Below are 16,756 nucleotides of genomic sequence, written 5' to 3'. Positions count from 1 at the left end.
AACGACACCGTTCCGCGGTCTTACCGGAACGGTGTTTTTTTTGCGACCACCTAAGGTCTGGAACTGAGAGGGCATCGCAAAATCATGTTGACGAAGACGACCGGGCGGTGATTAGCAATTTGGTTCATACTCAACGGCTTCTCTTGCCCCTCACCACGTCGTCCGCCACCATGATTTCTTTGATAGCTCGACTCACCTGCCTGCTCTTTTGCGTGACGCTCGCCAGTATCACTCATGCCGAGCGTCCTAACATTATCTTGATAATGGCTGACGACCTCGGATTGGGCGATGTCAGCCATCATGTCCGCACGCAAATGAAACAGAAACCGATCGTGGAAACTCCAGCGATCGACGCTCTAGCTCGCCAGAGCCTTTGGTTCACCGACGGCCATTCCGCCACGTCGTTGTGCTCGCCGACTAGATACTGCGTGATGAGCGGTAACAACAACTATCGCTCCAATGCGCCCTGGGGCGTCTGGGGCATGTTCCGCGAAACCGCGTTCCGCAAAGGGGAAGTCACTTTGGGGACCGTCGTCAATGATGCGGGCTACTCGACAGGGTTCATTGGAAAGTGGCACCTGGGCGGCGACTTCCGCGACCTAAAAAACGGCGGCGTTTTTCGTGGCCAAGAACGCCACTCGGACATGACCGGCTTAGTCGACCTGTCTCGCTTCATCGGCAACGGGCCGAGCGACTGGGGATTCGATTACGACTTCACGCTACCCTGCGGCATTCAAGGTCCCAACTACACCGCATACGAAAACGACCGATGGTATCCACTGTCCCCCGAATCCAAGATCGTGTTTCTGGACGAAACCAATGCCGTCCACCCCAAAGACCTAACGTCAAAGGGTACTGGCATGGGCGACTCGGCCTGGGACGCCCGTGAGATCGGCAAGCTGATTTCATCCAAAGCGGTCGACTTCATCGACGCAAACGCCAACAAGAAGGATCCATTCTTTCTGTACTACTGCTCGCCGATGGTGCACGTTCCCCACTGTCCACCCGACGAGTTCGATGGCAAAAAGATCAAAGGCGTCACTCCATCGCCACACCTCGACATGGTTCTCGATCTCGACCAACAAATCAAAAGAATTGTGGACTCGCTGAAAGTAAACAAGATCTTCGAGAACACGCTGATCGTTTTCACATCAGACAACGGCGGCCTTAGCGTGGATAAGGCGACTGCGGCAGCGGGACACAAGACGAGCGGCGGGTTTGCTGGCACCAAAAATTCACCCCTCGAAGGCGGTCACCGCACTCCATTCTTCGCCGTATGGGATGGCCACATTCAACCTGGCGTAACCGACGAACCGGCGATCAATCAAGACATGGTGGCCACCTTCGCTGCGCTGGTCGGGACCAAAATCCCGGACGGCCAAGCCCAGGACTCCAACAACCTACTACCGCTGTTAACCGGACAGGGCACGTTCCGCCAGCGTGACTTCCTCGCTCAACAAGCTGGATCCAAAAAAGAGGTCATGTACCGCAAATGGCCTTGGAAACTGATCATGCAAAGCGACGCCAAACTATCCAAGTTTGATCCAATCGCCTTGTACAACCTGAAAGACAATCTCCAAGAAAAGCCGAAAGGAAACTTGGTCAACGACAAGGCTCATCAGTCACTCGTCAAACAGATGCAAGCTGACTACGTTGAAATCCTGCGATCACGCCAAAGAACAGCCCCCAAAACGAACCCCGATTCGGACAACGACACTTCATCCAAACCAACCGCCGATACGCCAAACCCACCATCGAATCCGAAACACGAGAACATCAACAAACGGCTAATCCCGCCGATCGATCCGAACACCCCAACTTGGACAAACGCCCAAAAGGCGGCGGCCGAGTCGCCGGCCTTTCGTTATCTCGGTGAATATCTTGGCCAGGAACATGCGACTCAAGTCGTTCCATGTGAAGGTCGCTACTACCTATCCATCTATCAAGGCGGCTTACCCGGTGCCGGATGGGATGGTGGAGAAATCCAACACGAATGGGTCGATGCCAATTCGATCGAGTCACGGCTTTCAAAGCTAAAGAAGATTGACCGCTCATCCCAACTTGAATTCACCTCGCCATCTAAAAATGCGATCGTCCTCTTCGATGGTACCAATAAGAAACATTGGGACAGCGAAACACACTGGGCGTATGCCACGATCAAAGACGGACTGCTGCAAGCCGGTGCGAAGTCCAAGCGAACATTCCAAGACTTCCGCCTCCACTTTGAAACGCTGCTTCCCTTCAAGCCGGAATTACCACTCGCCCACCCGGATCGAGGCAACAGTGGTCTGTTGGCCCTGGGGGCGTATGAAGTTCAGATTTGCGACACCTTCGGAATCGACTTCGCACCAGATCGCTGGAAAACGGACGACGTTCTGAAGACGCCCGATACGTGGTGTGGAAGTATCTATGGCATTCGCGCTGCCGACGTCAACATGTGCCTGCCGCCCCTGACCTGGCAATCCTTTGATGTGCAGTTCACCGCGGCACGATTCGAAGACGGTAAGAAGATCACCGATGCTCGCATGACGGTTCACCAAAACGGTGTGCGGATCCACGACAACGTCGCGGTACCACGCGGCACCGGTGGCGGGCCCAATGGACCTCGCCCCGAAGTACCGTCCGGTCCGATCCTAATCCAAAATCACCACAATCCTACTCAGTACCGAAACGTCTGGATTGTGGACACATCCGATGACCAGCAACCGGAATAGTGCAGGACCAACTTAGCCAACGTAAAAACGGTTCCGTTGAAGCTGAACCGTTTTGGTTGTGCGAACGATGCGAACAAACCAATGCTTAATTGGTTGACTCTTCCTCAAGAACATCGCCGATCACTAGCAACGATCCAACGTACCAAGTGTGATCTTGATACCGGCTTTCGTTTGCATCGAAGTAGTCACGTTTGCTCTCGAACAAAATCTCTCGCTTATCAAGCTCGGTAGGCATGACTGAAACTTCGAACTGATGCGTACCTGACTCCAGAGCAAACGCCAACTTCATCTGGCTCATGCGATGGTAGGTGCAATACCCGTCAATGGTCTTGCGTAATTGTGGCTCACGGTCATCCACTCGAACCTGTAACTCGCAACCATCCGGCCCCAGTAATTGGAATACGGATGCGGCCGTGCCACGTAGTCTAAACTTCAGCTTCGAACCAGGCTCCAACGCTTGATACATCTCGGGCAGATTCTTCTTGAACCGGCTCGCCAACGAATTCGACGAATCCAGTTTTTGCCATTTGCCGTGTAACATTTGTGGTGTGATGGCCACCTGTTTTGCTTGTTCCCAGTTGTCGGCACGAAGCGGAGCAACAAGCGAATGAGGCCCTGCTTCTCCACTGGCTTCTCGAATCACTGGCCACGACCGAGCGATTGACTGCGTGTAGAGCCGGTGCCCGGTTTCGCCGTGCGGATGAACACCGTCGCTGGAAAAGACCATGGGCTTGGCGTCGGCGATACCCTTCGGTTTCGGTGCCGTGAAAACCAGCTCACCGGCACTTTCCAGCTCTTGAACCTTCACTCCGAAATGGATTGATGGGATCTGATAAAGATCAGCAACTTGCTCCATCGCACTGGCCGAACGTTGCATCTTTCCGTTTTTCAGATCCTGCAACACAGCTTCGCTCAACGTATACACAAAGCAGATATCGACCGTGGGATCCGCCTTCCATGTTTGACGGACGATCCCCTCCATCGCCTTGTGAATCTGAGCCGGTTCCGCACCGCCATCGTTGACTGCGAACTCCACGAACATCATATCGGGCTGATGCCGAAGAACGTCGTTGTTGAGCCGAAAGACGCCCAGGTCCGATCCTGTGCCACCAATCGCAGCATGAATTTCTTCGAACTTGGCCTGGGGGTATTGCTCCTGAAACCACTCACGCGATTGGACTCGCCAACCATTCGCCGCGGTAATGCTGCCGCCCAGATAGGCAATCTTCACCGTCTTTCCGTCATCAATCTTGGCAACGAAATTCGGCAAGCCAGCACGCGGCGTGCACTCGACGGCGTCTCGTAGCGCCATCGAATCGTCAGCGACAACCGGCGTCACTAAGGCAATCGCTAGCAGGAATCCGAAATAGGTTTCAAGGTTCATTCGTTTAACAATCATTCAGTAGTACCATGCTGTAATTTGGATCAAGAACGCCTGTCGACGTCTAGTTTTTAACTTCCGAGAGCTGCAAATCGTCGATTAGAACGACAGAATCCGTGGTCGCCTGACTGACGAAGCCCAACCAATCGAGGCTCCTCCACTGTTCGTGAACCAACGGAAGGTCTTTGAACGTTCTCGCCTCTTGTCCTTCAACACTGACCGAAACGTTCCACGTTCCCGATTCCTCACCAAGCTTTGCCGTCACGTCAACGGTCACCCACTGATCGATAGGGATATCCATCAAGACTTTGTGTGGCGTTCGAAGTTTCTGGTTTTCAAACCACAAACTGGGGCCAATCCGGAAGGGCTGTGACGCGTCACGCCACTCATGCTGGAACACAGAATCTTTATCCAGACGGATTGCAAACTTGCAACGCAGCGTCCCCGTGTCCAGCTTCGGACTGAACGAAAACATGGGATAGTACCGATGTTTTTGTCCGGGTGCATCAACGATCTGCAACGCTTGGTGACCGCTTTTCGCCAACTCGGTTTCGACCACTTTGATCGAACCTAATTTTGGTTCGACGCTGACGCTGGTGGCGAAGGGCATTTCGCCCGTCTCGAAGTCTTCTTGGAACGTCGGTGGCGGCGGAGGCAGAAGAGCGGGCGGGAGTTTCATTTCCGGCATCGGCAACGATTTAGCATGCTCGATCCAGGCACTGTCGCCGTACACACCAGCGGCTGAAACATCAAAAGGCTTGAAACCGATCTTGGCGGCCGCCGACGCGTCCGCGAACCGAAAGTCATCGTTTCGCGGATCAACAAACTGGGGATCTTCGATGATCGATTCTTTGCTGGTATCGACATCGCCCAAATCAACGCTTTGGCCCATCCGCCAATACAGATTGCCGCCGATCTTCACACCGTCATCACCCCACTTACCATTGAAGAGTTGATCCGTGTCGTAGCAAACGATGTTGCGTTCATAAGTGAAGGACAGATGGTCTTCGGATCGGCTGCGACGAACTTGGTACTCGCGACCGAACGCAAAGATGTTGTTTCGAATCAAATTCTCGCGGCCGTAGTGTTGGTGATAGCCACCGGACTTGGTTCGGTACACCAGGTTGTTTTCCATCAAGACGCCGGTGCTGCCTTCATCGTTGTACAGCCCCCAGCCTCCATAGCCCCACGATTCGATGTCGTGGATGCGATTGCCGCGAAGAACCGTACCCGGTGAAGGACCGAGCGTGTAAATCCCGCCCATGTCACTAAGCCAGCCCTTGCCGATGTGGTGAATATGGTTGTTCTCGATCCGGTTGCCTTTCGCCAAACTGGCTGCGTAACCCCACCGCCAGCCAACCGAGATGCCGGTGTAGTACATGTCCGCAATCTCATTGTGCGTGACGCGGTTGTATCCACTGTTGCCGATCCAAACACCGACGGCACACGGAAACAGATGCCCAGCGTCGTTGATGATGTTGTTATCTACCACGACATCACTGGTCCATTCGGATTCGTTTGCCGCAATGGACGTTTCGCCAATTCGCACGCCACCAGCGCCAAGGTCGTGCACCCACGATTGCTCTAAGCGGCAATCCTGACATCCCTTTCGAAACCAAACCCCATAATTGCCAAGGTGAGCCATTTCGCAACCTTCGAAGGTGACTTGTTTGGCACCATCGACTTGAATGGACGCCTCCAGGTACGAGGCTGCTTGAGATGGTTCGTATCCGCCCGGCGGCGTGATCACTCCCGTGTGATGGAATAACAGGCCACGAAACGTAAGGTTTTCGACCCATTCATCGTTTGCCGAATCACCTCGTACAACGATCAACTGCTCACAAACTGGAACAATGCAATCAACATCTTCCATCGTTTCGCCGGCCCTTGGCTGGTAGTGCAAGCGACCGCCCGTGGAAAGGAAGAACTCGCCCGGTTGATCAAGAGCTTCCAGGTAGTTTTCTAGCAGATACCCCGTATTTCTGGTCAACGGATTCCAGGTCTTCATGCCACGTCCCGACGTCACCAATCGACCGGTTGCGGGATCGGCGCTCTCCAAGAAACGACGCGTCGTGTCCCACTTGTGGAATGCCAGGAACTGAACCTGACGAATTTCTTCGTCACTAAGTCCCTTCAAGCTGGCAACGTCCTCCGCTCTTGCTGTCAACGTTTGGCGAGCCCGCTTGCCGTTGTCGATCAGTTTCTCGTGCGAGCGCTCGAAGTAATAGAAGAAGTCATCTGGCTCACGAGCACGCACCGCACGTTTGCCATTGACCCATAGCTGTTCGAACCGCTGACCGCTTGGCAATTGACACGTCCAGACACCGTCGCCCGATTCCGTCCACTTCGTATCCAAACGTTGACCGCCTGAAATGACTGGTGAAGCGTTCGCCGCCGCTTCGTAAACCACGTTGCCGTCCTGGACACCAAACACAATCGGTTCAGCAGTTTCATAACGTCCATTCGCAACAACAACTCGGAATGACTCCGCGGGTGCATCAACACGACGTTTACGAATTTCATTTCTCGCGTCGACCAGACTCCGCAAACTTCCTTCCGGACTGACATGCAAAACAGTCTCAGCGATTGAGCTGGATGTCACCAAAAGGGACAAAAAATGAAGCAAAACGAGATGTCGAATCATATTTCAAACCAGTGGTCGATCGATCGTTAAGAACACGCCCCACGTTGGGACATGTCAACAGAAGACGGGCAAACGCGTTAGGCCGCATTCTAATAGGCACGGCATCCTAACCGCTTGCCAACGTCCCTGCATGCTTCTATGCATCTTCTTTAGAACAAGACGATGCACCGAACCGGTCTCTAGACTGGATTTTCGTGATCGCGGGTCTTGTCAAATTCCTCAATCTGTTGCTGAAGTTCAGTGGTGGTCGGTTCCCCAACCGCATTATCAGTGGAGCCTCCACATCCGGATAGCAGCAACGGACTGATAGCAAACAGCAAGCAAGACAAGTAACGCAAAGACATCAAACAAGTACCTATTGAGAAACAAACAAAGAAGGGAAACAGCAAGATTTGTTTTGGTAGCCTGACCATTAAAAACCGCTCCAACCAGAAGCGGTTTGCATCAAGGATTCACAGCTATACAAACCAGCATCACGTCGACCCAATCGAAGACTGGGCCGACACACAACGTGCTTCAGCGAGCATCGTGTTTCAATAACGGTGCGAACCGAACGCGAACAAAATCAGACGCGACTAAATTTCTTCGTCGATCACTTCCTTGGATGCTCGCGTTCCCAACGAACCCCAGAGGCCATATTGGCTTTGCCCACCAACGTTGTATCCGGTTCCGCTTAAGGCCTGGTGCCATGTCATAGGAGTGCTGGAATTTCCCGCTTCGATCGAATCGGTAACGAACTTGATGGCTCCGTCACCCATCAGTACATGAGTACCGCCTTGATGACGGCTACTCGTTGCCAAGGTCCCACCGTAAGTAGGAAAGTTGTGCGCCAAACAAACCGGCGAATTAGGTGGCCGAATGGTGGTCACTCCGGTGAAAACATGTCCATAGTTAGCCCACTGGTACCCGCGTTTTTCGGAAACACTAAGGGATCCAGAAACCGACCAGAATTGAGGACGTTTTTGATCGATATCGCCGTCGCACGCTAGCGGATTGTAGTAGGCGTTCGTTGCCCCGGACGGCGCACTGTAAGAGGTACTGGTGCGGTGACGAGGATCGGTGCGAACGTCGCGGTCACCAAGATCCGTTGTGATTTCCCCCGCCATGATAGTGTTCGCCAAACCATCCAACACGTCGCGGAACTTCATCGACTTGCGAGGAACAAAGATTCCTCGATGCGACGCACGCGAGTTTTCATAAAACTTGTCGTTCCCGTTTCCTTTGTTAGGCAAACCGCTTGGATAAACAGGGCCTTCGTGCAACAGATACCCCGAGTCACCTAGGCATGCTGCGTAGTTGGTGCGACCGTGCGATGGCAGCCCGGCACCTGGATCACTCGGGCAACGCAAGGACGGCATTGTAGTCATCCACGGAACATATTCGGATTGCCAAGGAGCCGGCCCCATAGCACTCCACGGAGAGCTCATCGTGGTGCCAGATATATTTTCCAGGCTGGGGTTCGAAATTTGTTCCCAAAGTGCTTGTTGTTCGAAGAACGGTGTGAGCCCGACCAAGAAGCTCAATCGCAGCGAGTTCCTTCCGGCACCGCCAGTTTCGGTGCCACCATCCGCTGCGTCCTGGGTAATAGCAGTGGACGTGCCGTTGGTACCGCCGCCTTGTTGGGGCAACTGTTTGTACGTGGAGTGGTAATTGTGGATTGCCAAACCGATTTGCTTAAAATTGTTGCTGCAGCTCATCCGGCGAGCCGCTTCACGCGCCGCTTGCACCGCGGGCAACAACAAACCAACTAAGACACCAATAATTGCGATCACGACCAGCAATTCAACAAGCGTGAAGCCGACGGACCTAGAATTCTTTCTCATCAGACGTTCCCAAAAAGTAGTAGGGGGGTAAGAAGCAACTAGCTGCGTGCTTATTAGTGCTAGGCTGCTTTCCGTGCCAGAAAAAGAGTTCAGTTTTCCAAAAGAATTCGAATCCGAAGAGTTTTTTACATTTTTCACAAAGCATGTGGCACGCGCCGCATGAAATGTCCAATTACCTGTAGTGCGTCCTAATTCGTTGCAATTCAGACGCATCCGCCCGCCTGATTTCCGAGATCGTCCCATGACCGATTCTGATCAACATCGATTAGTGGTACTCCTTTCCGAGCACCATGACCAACTCTACCGATATATCTTTTCGTTGGTCGGCCAGGCTCATGACGCTCGCGATGTGCTGCAAGAAACGTCGTTCGCTCTCTACGAACGATTTGATTTGTTTGACGAGAGCAGGCCATTTTTACCGTGGGCATACAAATTCGCGTATATCCATGTTCTCAATTGGCGTAAACGCAAAGCCAAAGAGATGCCAACCATCAGCGCCGACGTGGTGGAGTTGCTCGCGAAGGAACGCGACGAGAAACAATCCGAACTGACCGAACGGTTGACGGCACTGGAAGACTGCCTGACTCGTTTACCCGACGCAGACCGGCGGCTAATCGGCAACCGCTATATCCGGGGAACGACACCGGATGCGATGGCGGAAACATTGAACACCAGCCGCCGCACGCTCTATCGCGATCTCAAGCGAATCCGCCATCAACTAATGGACTGCATCCACAACAAAGTGGGAATGGATGGCGTCTCATGAATCCTGCAACTCGACAAAAACTTGAGACCCTGTTGTCCGCGTTCATCGACGAACAACTCACCGTGGATCAGGCCGAAGAGCTCGACTTCCTGCTGCGAGATGATCCCGAAAACCGCACGTTCTATGTCCAGTACATGGACTTGCAGGCTTCATTAACGCTTCCTTCCAGTGGAATCATCGAAGACGACGATGTTGCCAACACCCATGCTACGGATTGGAAATCGATCCTGGAGACCATGTCTGAAATGGATCGCCCCCGGGAAAGAGGCAACCACTCAAACAAAAACTCCCGTCGCGATCGTTTGCATTCCTATGCGCCCTGGATAATAGCGGTAACTTCGCTAGCGGCCGCCTTGTACTTTGCATTCGCCTCGCTATTCGTTCCATCGAACAATGCTGTCGACGTCGCCCAGCAAGACAATCGTCCTGGTACGAACCAAGTGCGAGTTGCCAGTTCCGCTGGTGCCGAATTCTTCCGTGACCTAGCACCAGGGGCGGGTGACACGCTGGAATACGAACGTGAATATGCGTTGACGGCGGGAATGATGAACCTCGTCTTTCCGTGTGGTGCCAGCGCGATTATCGAGGCACCGTGCGTTGTTGAGATCGCTGATCCAATGCGACTGGTTGTCAAAATTGGTCGGTGCAGTGTCCACGCGCCCGATGGTGCAGAGGGATTTCAGGTGGATACACCATCCAACAAAATCATCGATCTTGGCACCCGGTTTAGCGTTGATGTCGATTCCATCGGTAGTGCCGACGTTCAAGTCATCGAAGGTGCCGCTGATGTGGTGGCGATATCCCGCGAACATCCCGTCGGGCAAGGCAACGCTCAACGTTTGACTAAAAACGAAGCACATCGTTTTGAAGGAACCGATTCGGAGCCGCTGAACTTTGACGCGAATGACTACCGTGCCGAATTGCCCGATCGTCTGATTAGCTATCAAACCCAATCACCCATCGAACCGGTCGCCGAACTGGCAAGCGTCACGGTTCAGCGTGCGGGCCGCGAGCACACCTATCCGGTAGATGAGCTCATTGGCATCAAAGTCATTCACTACCGTTCATCAAAGTGGATCTATCACATCGCCACTGATCGAACACGCCCAGCTACCCACGCAGATGCCTTAGCAACACTGGAATCCGATCACTCGCTGATCACGGGATTGATCAATCCCGGTGGTGCCAAAACAAGTTTGCAACAATCGCCAATTCTTCAAGATCTGACGCAAGCCGACACCGGCGGCGAGGGGACACAGGGGCTTGGCTTCCGTTTTGTCACACCGGTTGTTAACGCACCGGGCCCTGACGTGGTTCTCTTTGAAGTTCAAAACTTCATCGACAACCCGGATGGAGACGCGTTCCACATCAGCCCACTGGAGTTCCGTGCGGGTTTGCGAAGCCACACGATCACCCGCTACGACATCTCAACCAAATCGTCCGAAGCGAAGCGGGTTCGTGAGTTCGAACTGTATCGCACCAAGCCCGTTGCTAGCCTGCTTGAACTGAAACCGGACCGCGACAAAGGCTACCGTCCACCAGAAAATTTCTTAAGCGTCGCAACTGGAATCGACCTGAGCGACCTGGGCTACGAGCTGGGCGAAACCGTTGATGGCTTATTCCTTCAAGATGCGATGGAAAACGACCTTCCCATCGACCCCATGCTGATTGCGGGCTTACCGCCCATCACCACCAAACCAGATCCCAATAAACGGGAGGAATCGACGCCGTGATTCACAAATTTCAATTTTGGCGAAGCTGTATCTTGATCACCGTCGGCGTATTGTGGTCAACCACCACTTCCTTCGCAGCGGAGGATTCATCGCGGCCAAAGGTGCCCGCCGAACATGCTAAGTTTTTCGAGAACGAAGTTCGTCCGCTCTTGGCTGAAAGATGTTTCGAGTGCCATGGTGCAGACGAGCAAGAAGGGGACCTTCGCCTGGATTCGCTTGCGGAAATTTTGCGAGGCGGCGATTCCGGGAAGGCGGTTGTCCCGGGGAAGCCCGCCGAAAGCTTGCTCATTCATGCGGTGCAATATGATTCACTCGAGATGCCACCGGATGAACCGCTTTCGGACAAGCAGATCCAAACGCTTAGCCGCTGGGTTGAGATGGGTGCGCCCTGGCCGGGGGCCGATCCCAACGCGCCGATTCGCAAGCGGACGCTGTTTGACGAAGAAGACCGTAAATGGTGGGCAATCCAGCCACTAACCCATCCGGCCATTCCAGAACCAAAGATCTCGGAACCCATTTGGCCACGCAATTCGATCGATCAGTTCATCGCGGCCAAACAATCCTCCGAAGGTCTAAGCCCCGCGCCGCCCGCAAGCAAACTTGCACTCGTCCGGCGGCTTTATCTGAACGTCATCGGTTTACCACCAACACCGGAACAGGTCGACGCCTTCACAAACGATTCCTCGGAAGACGCCTACGAACGACTTGTCGACGAACTGCTTGCATCGCCCGCATACGGCGAACACGCGGCTCGGCAGTGGCTCGACCTGGTGCGGTATGCTGACAGCGACGGCTACCGGGCTGACGGGTTCCGTCCATTGGCGTGGCGATACCGTGACTATGTCATCCATTCTTTCAACGCCGACAAGCCATACGATCGTTTTGTCCAAGAGCAAATCGCCGGCGATGAAATATTCCCGGACGATCTCGACGCTCAAGTGGCATTGGGCTATTTGCGACATTGGGTTTACGAGTGGAACATTCGTGATGCACGGACGCAGTGGAACACGATTATCGAAGATCTCACGGACACCACCGCCGACGTGTTCATGGGATTGGGGCTGCAGTGCGCGAAATGCCACAACCACAAGTTCGACCCCCTGCTTCAAAAGGACTACTTCCGCTTACGAGCCTACTTCGAAGCCGTATTGCCCCGTGACAAGCCAATCGCGACCGCTGAAGAACTAGCTCAATACGAAACCGAACTGAAGAAATGGGAAACCAAGAAGGCGGACATCCAAAAGAAAATCGACGAGATTGAACTACCCAAGAAGGCTCACCTACGTGACGTGGCGGTTAACCGATTCCCACCAGACTTGATTGCGATTGCGAACAAGCCGGTATCGGAACGGACACCTCACGATGATCAGTTGATCTATCTAATCAATCGACAAGTCGAATGGGAACATGACCGAGTCCACAACCATATCAAAGCGGATGACAAAGACCGACTGGTCGAGCTTCGTCGTCAACTGAAACCGTTCGAATCGCTGAAGCCTAAATCCTTACCGCATGCCATGGTGGTCTCGGACGTTGGCCCGATCGCGCCGCCAACAACGATTCCTAAACGCGGCGACGATGTGATCGAACCCGGCGTGCCTTCGATATTGGATTCCAAGCCAATGCCGATCCCTGCATCGTCAACGGGGAACACCACCGGTCGTCGCACGGCGTTGGCCAAATGGCTCACCTCACCGAGCAATCCGCTGACTTCTCGCGTGATCGCCAACCGGATTTGGCAGAGTCACTTCGGACGTGGCTTAGCGGAAAACCCGAGTGATTTCGGCCGGTTAGGCGGACCACCATCGCATCCGGAATTACTTGACCACCTCGCAACAGAACTCATTCAACATGACTGGAGCCTGAAATGGCTGCACCGAAAAATCCTGTTGTCGGCAACTTTTCGTCAGTCCACATCGCACCCGTTGATGGTCACCTATCAAAAGGTCGATCCGTTGAACCGATACTATTGGCGGCGAGACACGTCCCGTCTTTCGGCGGAACAGATTCGAGATTCACTGCTGACGGCCACCGGAAAACTTCGGCCCCGCAGCGGCGGTTCACCCGCGAACGCGGATTCGCCTTACCGCAGTATCTTCATCCGCACGATGCGAAATTCACCGGATCAATTGTTGGGGATTTTCGATCTCCCCCAATTCTTCACCAGCAATTCAACTCGCAACACAACCACGACACCAATCCAGTCGCTGATGATGTTCAACAGTGATCGAGTGTTGGGCTATGCCAGGAAGTTGGCCGAACGGGCGACCGCAACAACCAGCGACCTTTCCGAACAAGTCTCAACCGCTTGGCGTTATGCGTACGGACGACCACCAACGACGAACGAATTAAGTGCTTCGTTACAGTTCATCGAAGCCCAGTCGCGGCACCTGAAATCGCTACAACGAAGTGAATCGAAATCGGCCACGATCGAAACATCCAAGCTTCCCTATCGGGACGGGCAAGCGGTTCGTTTTTTGGTCAACGACCCAACGTTGCGTTTGTCGGTGCCACACGACCCCGCGCTGAATCTAAAAGACTTCACCGTCGAGACGTTCTTCGAATTGCGGACGATCGCCAACAATGGGGACGTGCGCACCATGGTCAGCAAATGGAATCGATCCAAAAGCGGAGTGGGATGGCGGTTCGGTGTAACCGGAAAGGGCTCTCGCCGAAAACCACAAACTTTAGTGCTGCACGCTTTCGGACAACTGCGAAACGGTTCGATAGGCGAAGCAGCAATCTTTTCCGACCAGCATATCGACATGAACATTCCCTACTACGCATCGGCAAGCGTGAAGATGGCGACGGACGATCATCCCGGGGAAGTCACGTTCTATCTAAAAGATCTCTCCAACGACGACGCGCCATTGATGGTCGCTAAGATTCCACACTCGCTGATGGGTGAGATGAACAACCAAGCCTCGCTCGTACTGGGTGGAGTGGACGATTCATCCAGCAGCGGATTTGATGGCCTGATCGATGATGTGCGTTTGGTGAACCGAGCTATCGACGTCGACGAGATCTTGCACACCGTCGAACGAGAAATCCCAGACACGATCGGATTTTGGAAGTTCGAAATCGATCCTGGTGTGATGCGCAACAGTGCATCGGAAAACCTGGACATCATGGCACACGGCGATTCCATCGTTCAGCTATCGCCGCAACAAACCGCGTTTCTCGACTTCTGCCACGCGCTCATTAACTCCAACGAATTCTTGTACGTGAACTGATATGGCACATATAACTATCCCACGATCTCGCCGTGAATTCTTAGCTCGTAGTGGTGCTGGCTTCGGCGCTGTCGCCCTCGCTGGCATGACAGCGCAGTCGAACGCGGAAATGACTTCGACAAAGACGACGCCGCCAAGCGTGCCCGCGATGTCGAACAATCCGGTCGCCCCCAAACCGCCGCATTTCCCCGCGACAGCGAAGCGGGTCATCTTCCTGTTTATGGAAGGCGGCCCTAGCCAGATGGATCTTTTCGATCCTAAGCCAATGCTGAACAAGATGGCCGGTCAAACGATTCCCGAAAGCTTCGGCGAAGTGATCACCGCCATGGGCGAAATGAAATCGCCCTTGCTGGCGAGCCAACGCAAGTGGAAACAACACGGCGAAAGCGGACTATGGGTTTCAGATTGGCTACCTCATATCGCCGAATGCGCCGATGACCTCGCCGTGATCCGTTCCTGTGTTGCCGATGGAATCAATCATTCCGCTGGCGTATGTCAGATGAACAGTTGCTCGATCCTAAGCGGTCGTCCATCGCTGGGTGGCTGGGTTTCCTATGGCTTGGGTAGCGAGAATGAAAACCTGCCGGCCTTTGTGGTAATGCAAGACAGCAATTCACAAATCGTCAACGGTCCCCGCAACTGGAGCGCGGGGTTCATGCCCGCGGTCTATCAAGGCACGCGTTTGAGTGAAGGCAGTCAGCCGATTCCTTACCTGAGCACACCCGAAGGGTTCACACAGCAACGGCAGGTATCCAAGCTCGACTTCCTAAACCAACTCAACCATCAATACGCTGATCAGCACCCCGAGCAATCGGAACTGGAAGCACGAATCGCCAGCTATGAACTTGCATTCCGGATGCAGTCGGAAGCACCGGAGGCGATTGACCTCAGCGACGAGAGCGAAGAAACGCTCGAACTTTATGGAATCAACGACAAGAAGACCGCATCGTACGGGCGCCTCTGTTTACTCGGTCGACGTTTAGCTCAGCGTGACGTGCGATTCATTCAGTTGTACAGCGGTGCGGGCAGCAAATGGGATTCCCACGATCACATCGAACGCAACCATGGTGATATGTGCCAGGGCATGGACAAGCCTGTCGCTGGCCTCCTGAAAGACCTGAAACGATTAGGCATGCTCGACGACACTTTGGTCGTTTGGGGCGGCGAGTTCGGCCGAACTCCGATGAGCGAAAAAGGCAGCGGACGCGACCACAATCCCAGCGGCTTCACCATGTGGATGGCTGGCGGTGGAGTCAAAGGTGGGCAAACGATCGGTGCAACAGACGAACTTGGTTTCCGAGCCACCGAAAACCCTCAACACGTCCGCGACTTGCACACCAGTATCTTGCACCTATTAGGTCTCGACAACATGCAGCTTAGCTACAACTACCAAGGTCGTCCCGAGCGTCCAACCATCAACGAAGGCAGATTCTGCCAACAACTGATAACTGGCTAGCACGCTAAACACGCGTGCTGAGCACCATGAAACGTGCTGAACACCATGAAAGTAGTCGACGAGGCAACGAGTCCTTTCGTCCGATATCGAATCAGCAAGGAATCGGTTCCTCGTCCACTACCGTCGATTCGAATTGGAATATCCAATCGGCTAACCAGTCTTACCGCGTGACCCCGCGACTGCGGTTCGAACGGTGTCTCCGTCAATCATGACCTCAACCTCGGACGAGTCATCGTGCGAACTTCCCGAAGATGACGCGTTTGCTTGCGTGGAAGTCGCTCCCCACTCGCTTACTGAACTCGTGGGTGGCTGCCAGTCCCCGATAATCCGCATCACACCGGTATCGGTAACCGAAACGGGTGCGAGCACATCGGTCGCGGAATCTTCCTGAACAACCGACGACTTCGATGGGCTGGGTCCACCCAAGTTTGTTTCACCAAACGAAAACGTGACGGAACACCTCGGGCACGTCACACGCTGACCACGCATCGACACAGGACCTCGCACACGATGCCCTTGTGGACAGTGAGAGACAAAACGGGTTGATGTATCTTCCATTGCGTTCCTTCTGGTTAACAAACGTTTCTCTAGAGAATTCTTCAAACACACGGATCCGGCTCCCACCGGACTGCTTGAACGGGACCAGTGATCATCGGGCCGGCGTCTACGATCTATTCAAAAATGCTCTAAAACGGTTCAAGTCACAGCGTTAAGCGACAAATCCGATTTACCGCTACTACGTGCACAAATACACATCGTAAAGTCGATGTCACCGAGCACGCGTCTACGACGCTGATCCGCTAACAATGAAACCGCCAGTGGCCGGTTAGGTTCCGGCGAACTCTAACAAAACCGGATATGTTATCGGGGGGCCCCATCCAGAACCTAGTCGTGGATATGGGGTTACTTACCCCGTTGCCTAACATATCCAGGGCGTGGTCTTTTCCCCGTTCAATGCTCTCAACATTCCATCCTCAAACAGGTTGTCGTTGTCGTGAAAATATCA

10 protein-coding genes are annotated in these 16,756 nt (G+C 53.7%); 5 read left to right on the top strand and 5 right to left on the bottom strand.

The window, feature by feature from the left end; all coding sequences use genetic code 11:
- The first annotated feature begins 170 nt into the window (after positions 1 to 170).
- Positions 171 to 2,714 (top strand): sulfatase-like hydrolase/transferase, encoded by a 2,544-nt coding sequence (locus tag ACR3ZL_RS11300; RefSeq protein WP_473653057.1) that lies wholly within the window; start codon positions 171 to 173, stop codon positions 2,712 to 2,714.
- A gap of 85 nt (positions 2,715 to 2,799) precedes the next feature.
- On the opposite strand, the gene ACR3ZL_RS11295 is transcribed toward ACR3ZL_RS11300, so the two are convergent.
- The 4 genes from ACR3ZL_RS11295 to ACR3ZL_RS11280 all read right to left on the bottom strand — a co-directional run bounded on the left by ACR3ZL_RS11295 (position 2,800) and on the right by ACR3ZL_RS11280 (position 8,562).
- Entirely contained in the window at positions 2,800 to 4,113 is a 1,314-nt protein-coding gene (locus tag ACR3ZL_RS11295) for an SGNH/GDSL hydrolase family protein (RefSeq protein WP_473653058.1), read from the bottom strand.
- A 46-nt stretch (positions 4,114 to 4,159) separates the two neighbouring features.
- Complete coding sequence (locus tag ACR3ZL_RS11290; protein WP_486173462.1) at positions 4,160 to 6,697, bottom strand: right-handed parallel beta-helix repeat-containing protein; 2,538 nt, start codon at positions 6,695 to 6,697, stop codon at positions 4,160 to 4,162.
- Positions 6,698 to 6,918: 221 nt separating this feature from the next.
- Positions 6,919 to 7,083, bottom strand: a complete 165-nt coding sequence (locus ACR3ZL_RS11285; protein WP_473653061.1) for a hypothetical protein — start codon at positions 7,081 to 7,083, stop codon at positions 6,919 to 6,921.
- Between the two features lie 231 nt (positions 7,084 to 7,314).
- Entirely contained in the window at positions 7,315 to 8,562 is a 1,248-nt protein-coding gene (locus ACR3ZL_RS11280; RefSeq protein WP_473653062.1) for a DUF1559 family PulG-like putative transporter, read from the bottom strand.
- A 241-nt stretch (positions 8,563 to 8,803) separates the two neighbouring features.
- Here ACR3ZL_RS11280 and ACR3ZL_RS11275 point away from each other — a divergent pair, with 241 nt between their 5' ends.
- The 4 genes from ACR3ZL_RS11275 to ACR3ZL_RS11260 are packed head-to-tail and all read left to right on the top strand — an operon-like array spanning position 8,804 to position 15,750.
- On the top strand, positions 8,804 to 9,328 hold the full coding sequence (locus ACR3ZL_RS11275; protein WP_486173461.1) for a sigma-70 family RNA polymerase sigma factor: 525 nt from the start codon (positions 8,804 to 8,806) through the stop codon (positions 9,326 to 9,328).
- Complete coding sequence (locus ACR3ZL_RS11270; protein WP_473653064.1) at positions 9,325 to 11,061, top strand: FecR family protein; 1,737 nt, start codon at positions 9,325 to 9,327, stop codon at positions 11,059 to 11,061. The genes ACR3ZL_RS11275 and ACR3ZL_RS11270 overlap by 4 nt, the downstream gene beginning before the upstream one ends.
- Positions 11,058 to 14,294 (top strand): DUF1549 domain-containing protein, encoded by a 3,237-nt coding sequence (locus ACR3ZL_RS11265; RefSeq protein ID WP_473653065.1) that lies wholly within the window; start codon positions 11,058 to 11,060, stop codon positions 14,292 to 14,294. Before ACR3ZL_RS11270 ends, ACR3ZL_RS11265 begins: the two co-directional genes overlap by 4 nt.
- 1 nt (position 14,295) lies before the next feature.
- Complete coding sequence (locus ACR3ZL_RS11260) at positions 14,296 to 15,750, top strand: DUF1501 domain-containing protein (protein WP_473653066.1); 1,455 nt, start codon at positions 14,296 to 14,298, stop codon at positions 15,748 to 15,750.
- A 150-nt stretch (positions 15,751 to 15,900) separates the two neighbouring features.
- On the opposite strand, the gene ACR3ZL_RS11255 is transcribed toward ACR3ZL_RS11260, so the two are convergent.
- Positions 15,901 to 16,308: a hypothetical protein gene (locus ACR3ZL_RS11255; RefSeq protein ID WP_473653067.1), complete on the bottom strand. Its 408-nt coding sequence runs from the start codon at positions 16,306 to 16,308 to the stop codon at positions 15,901 to 15,903.
- Positions 16,309 to 16,756 lie beyond the last annotated feature (448 nt).

Source organism: Rhodopirellula sp. J20-39, assembly GCF_057365095.1.
Note: the sequence above shows the minus strand (reverse complement) of the source record. Positions and strands in the feature narration are given on the sequence as shown.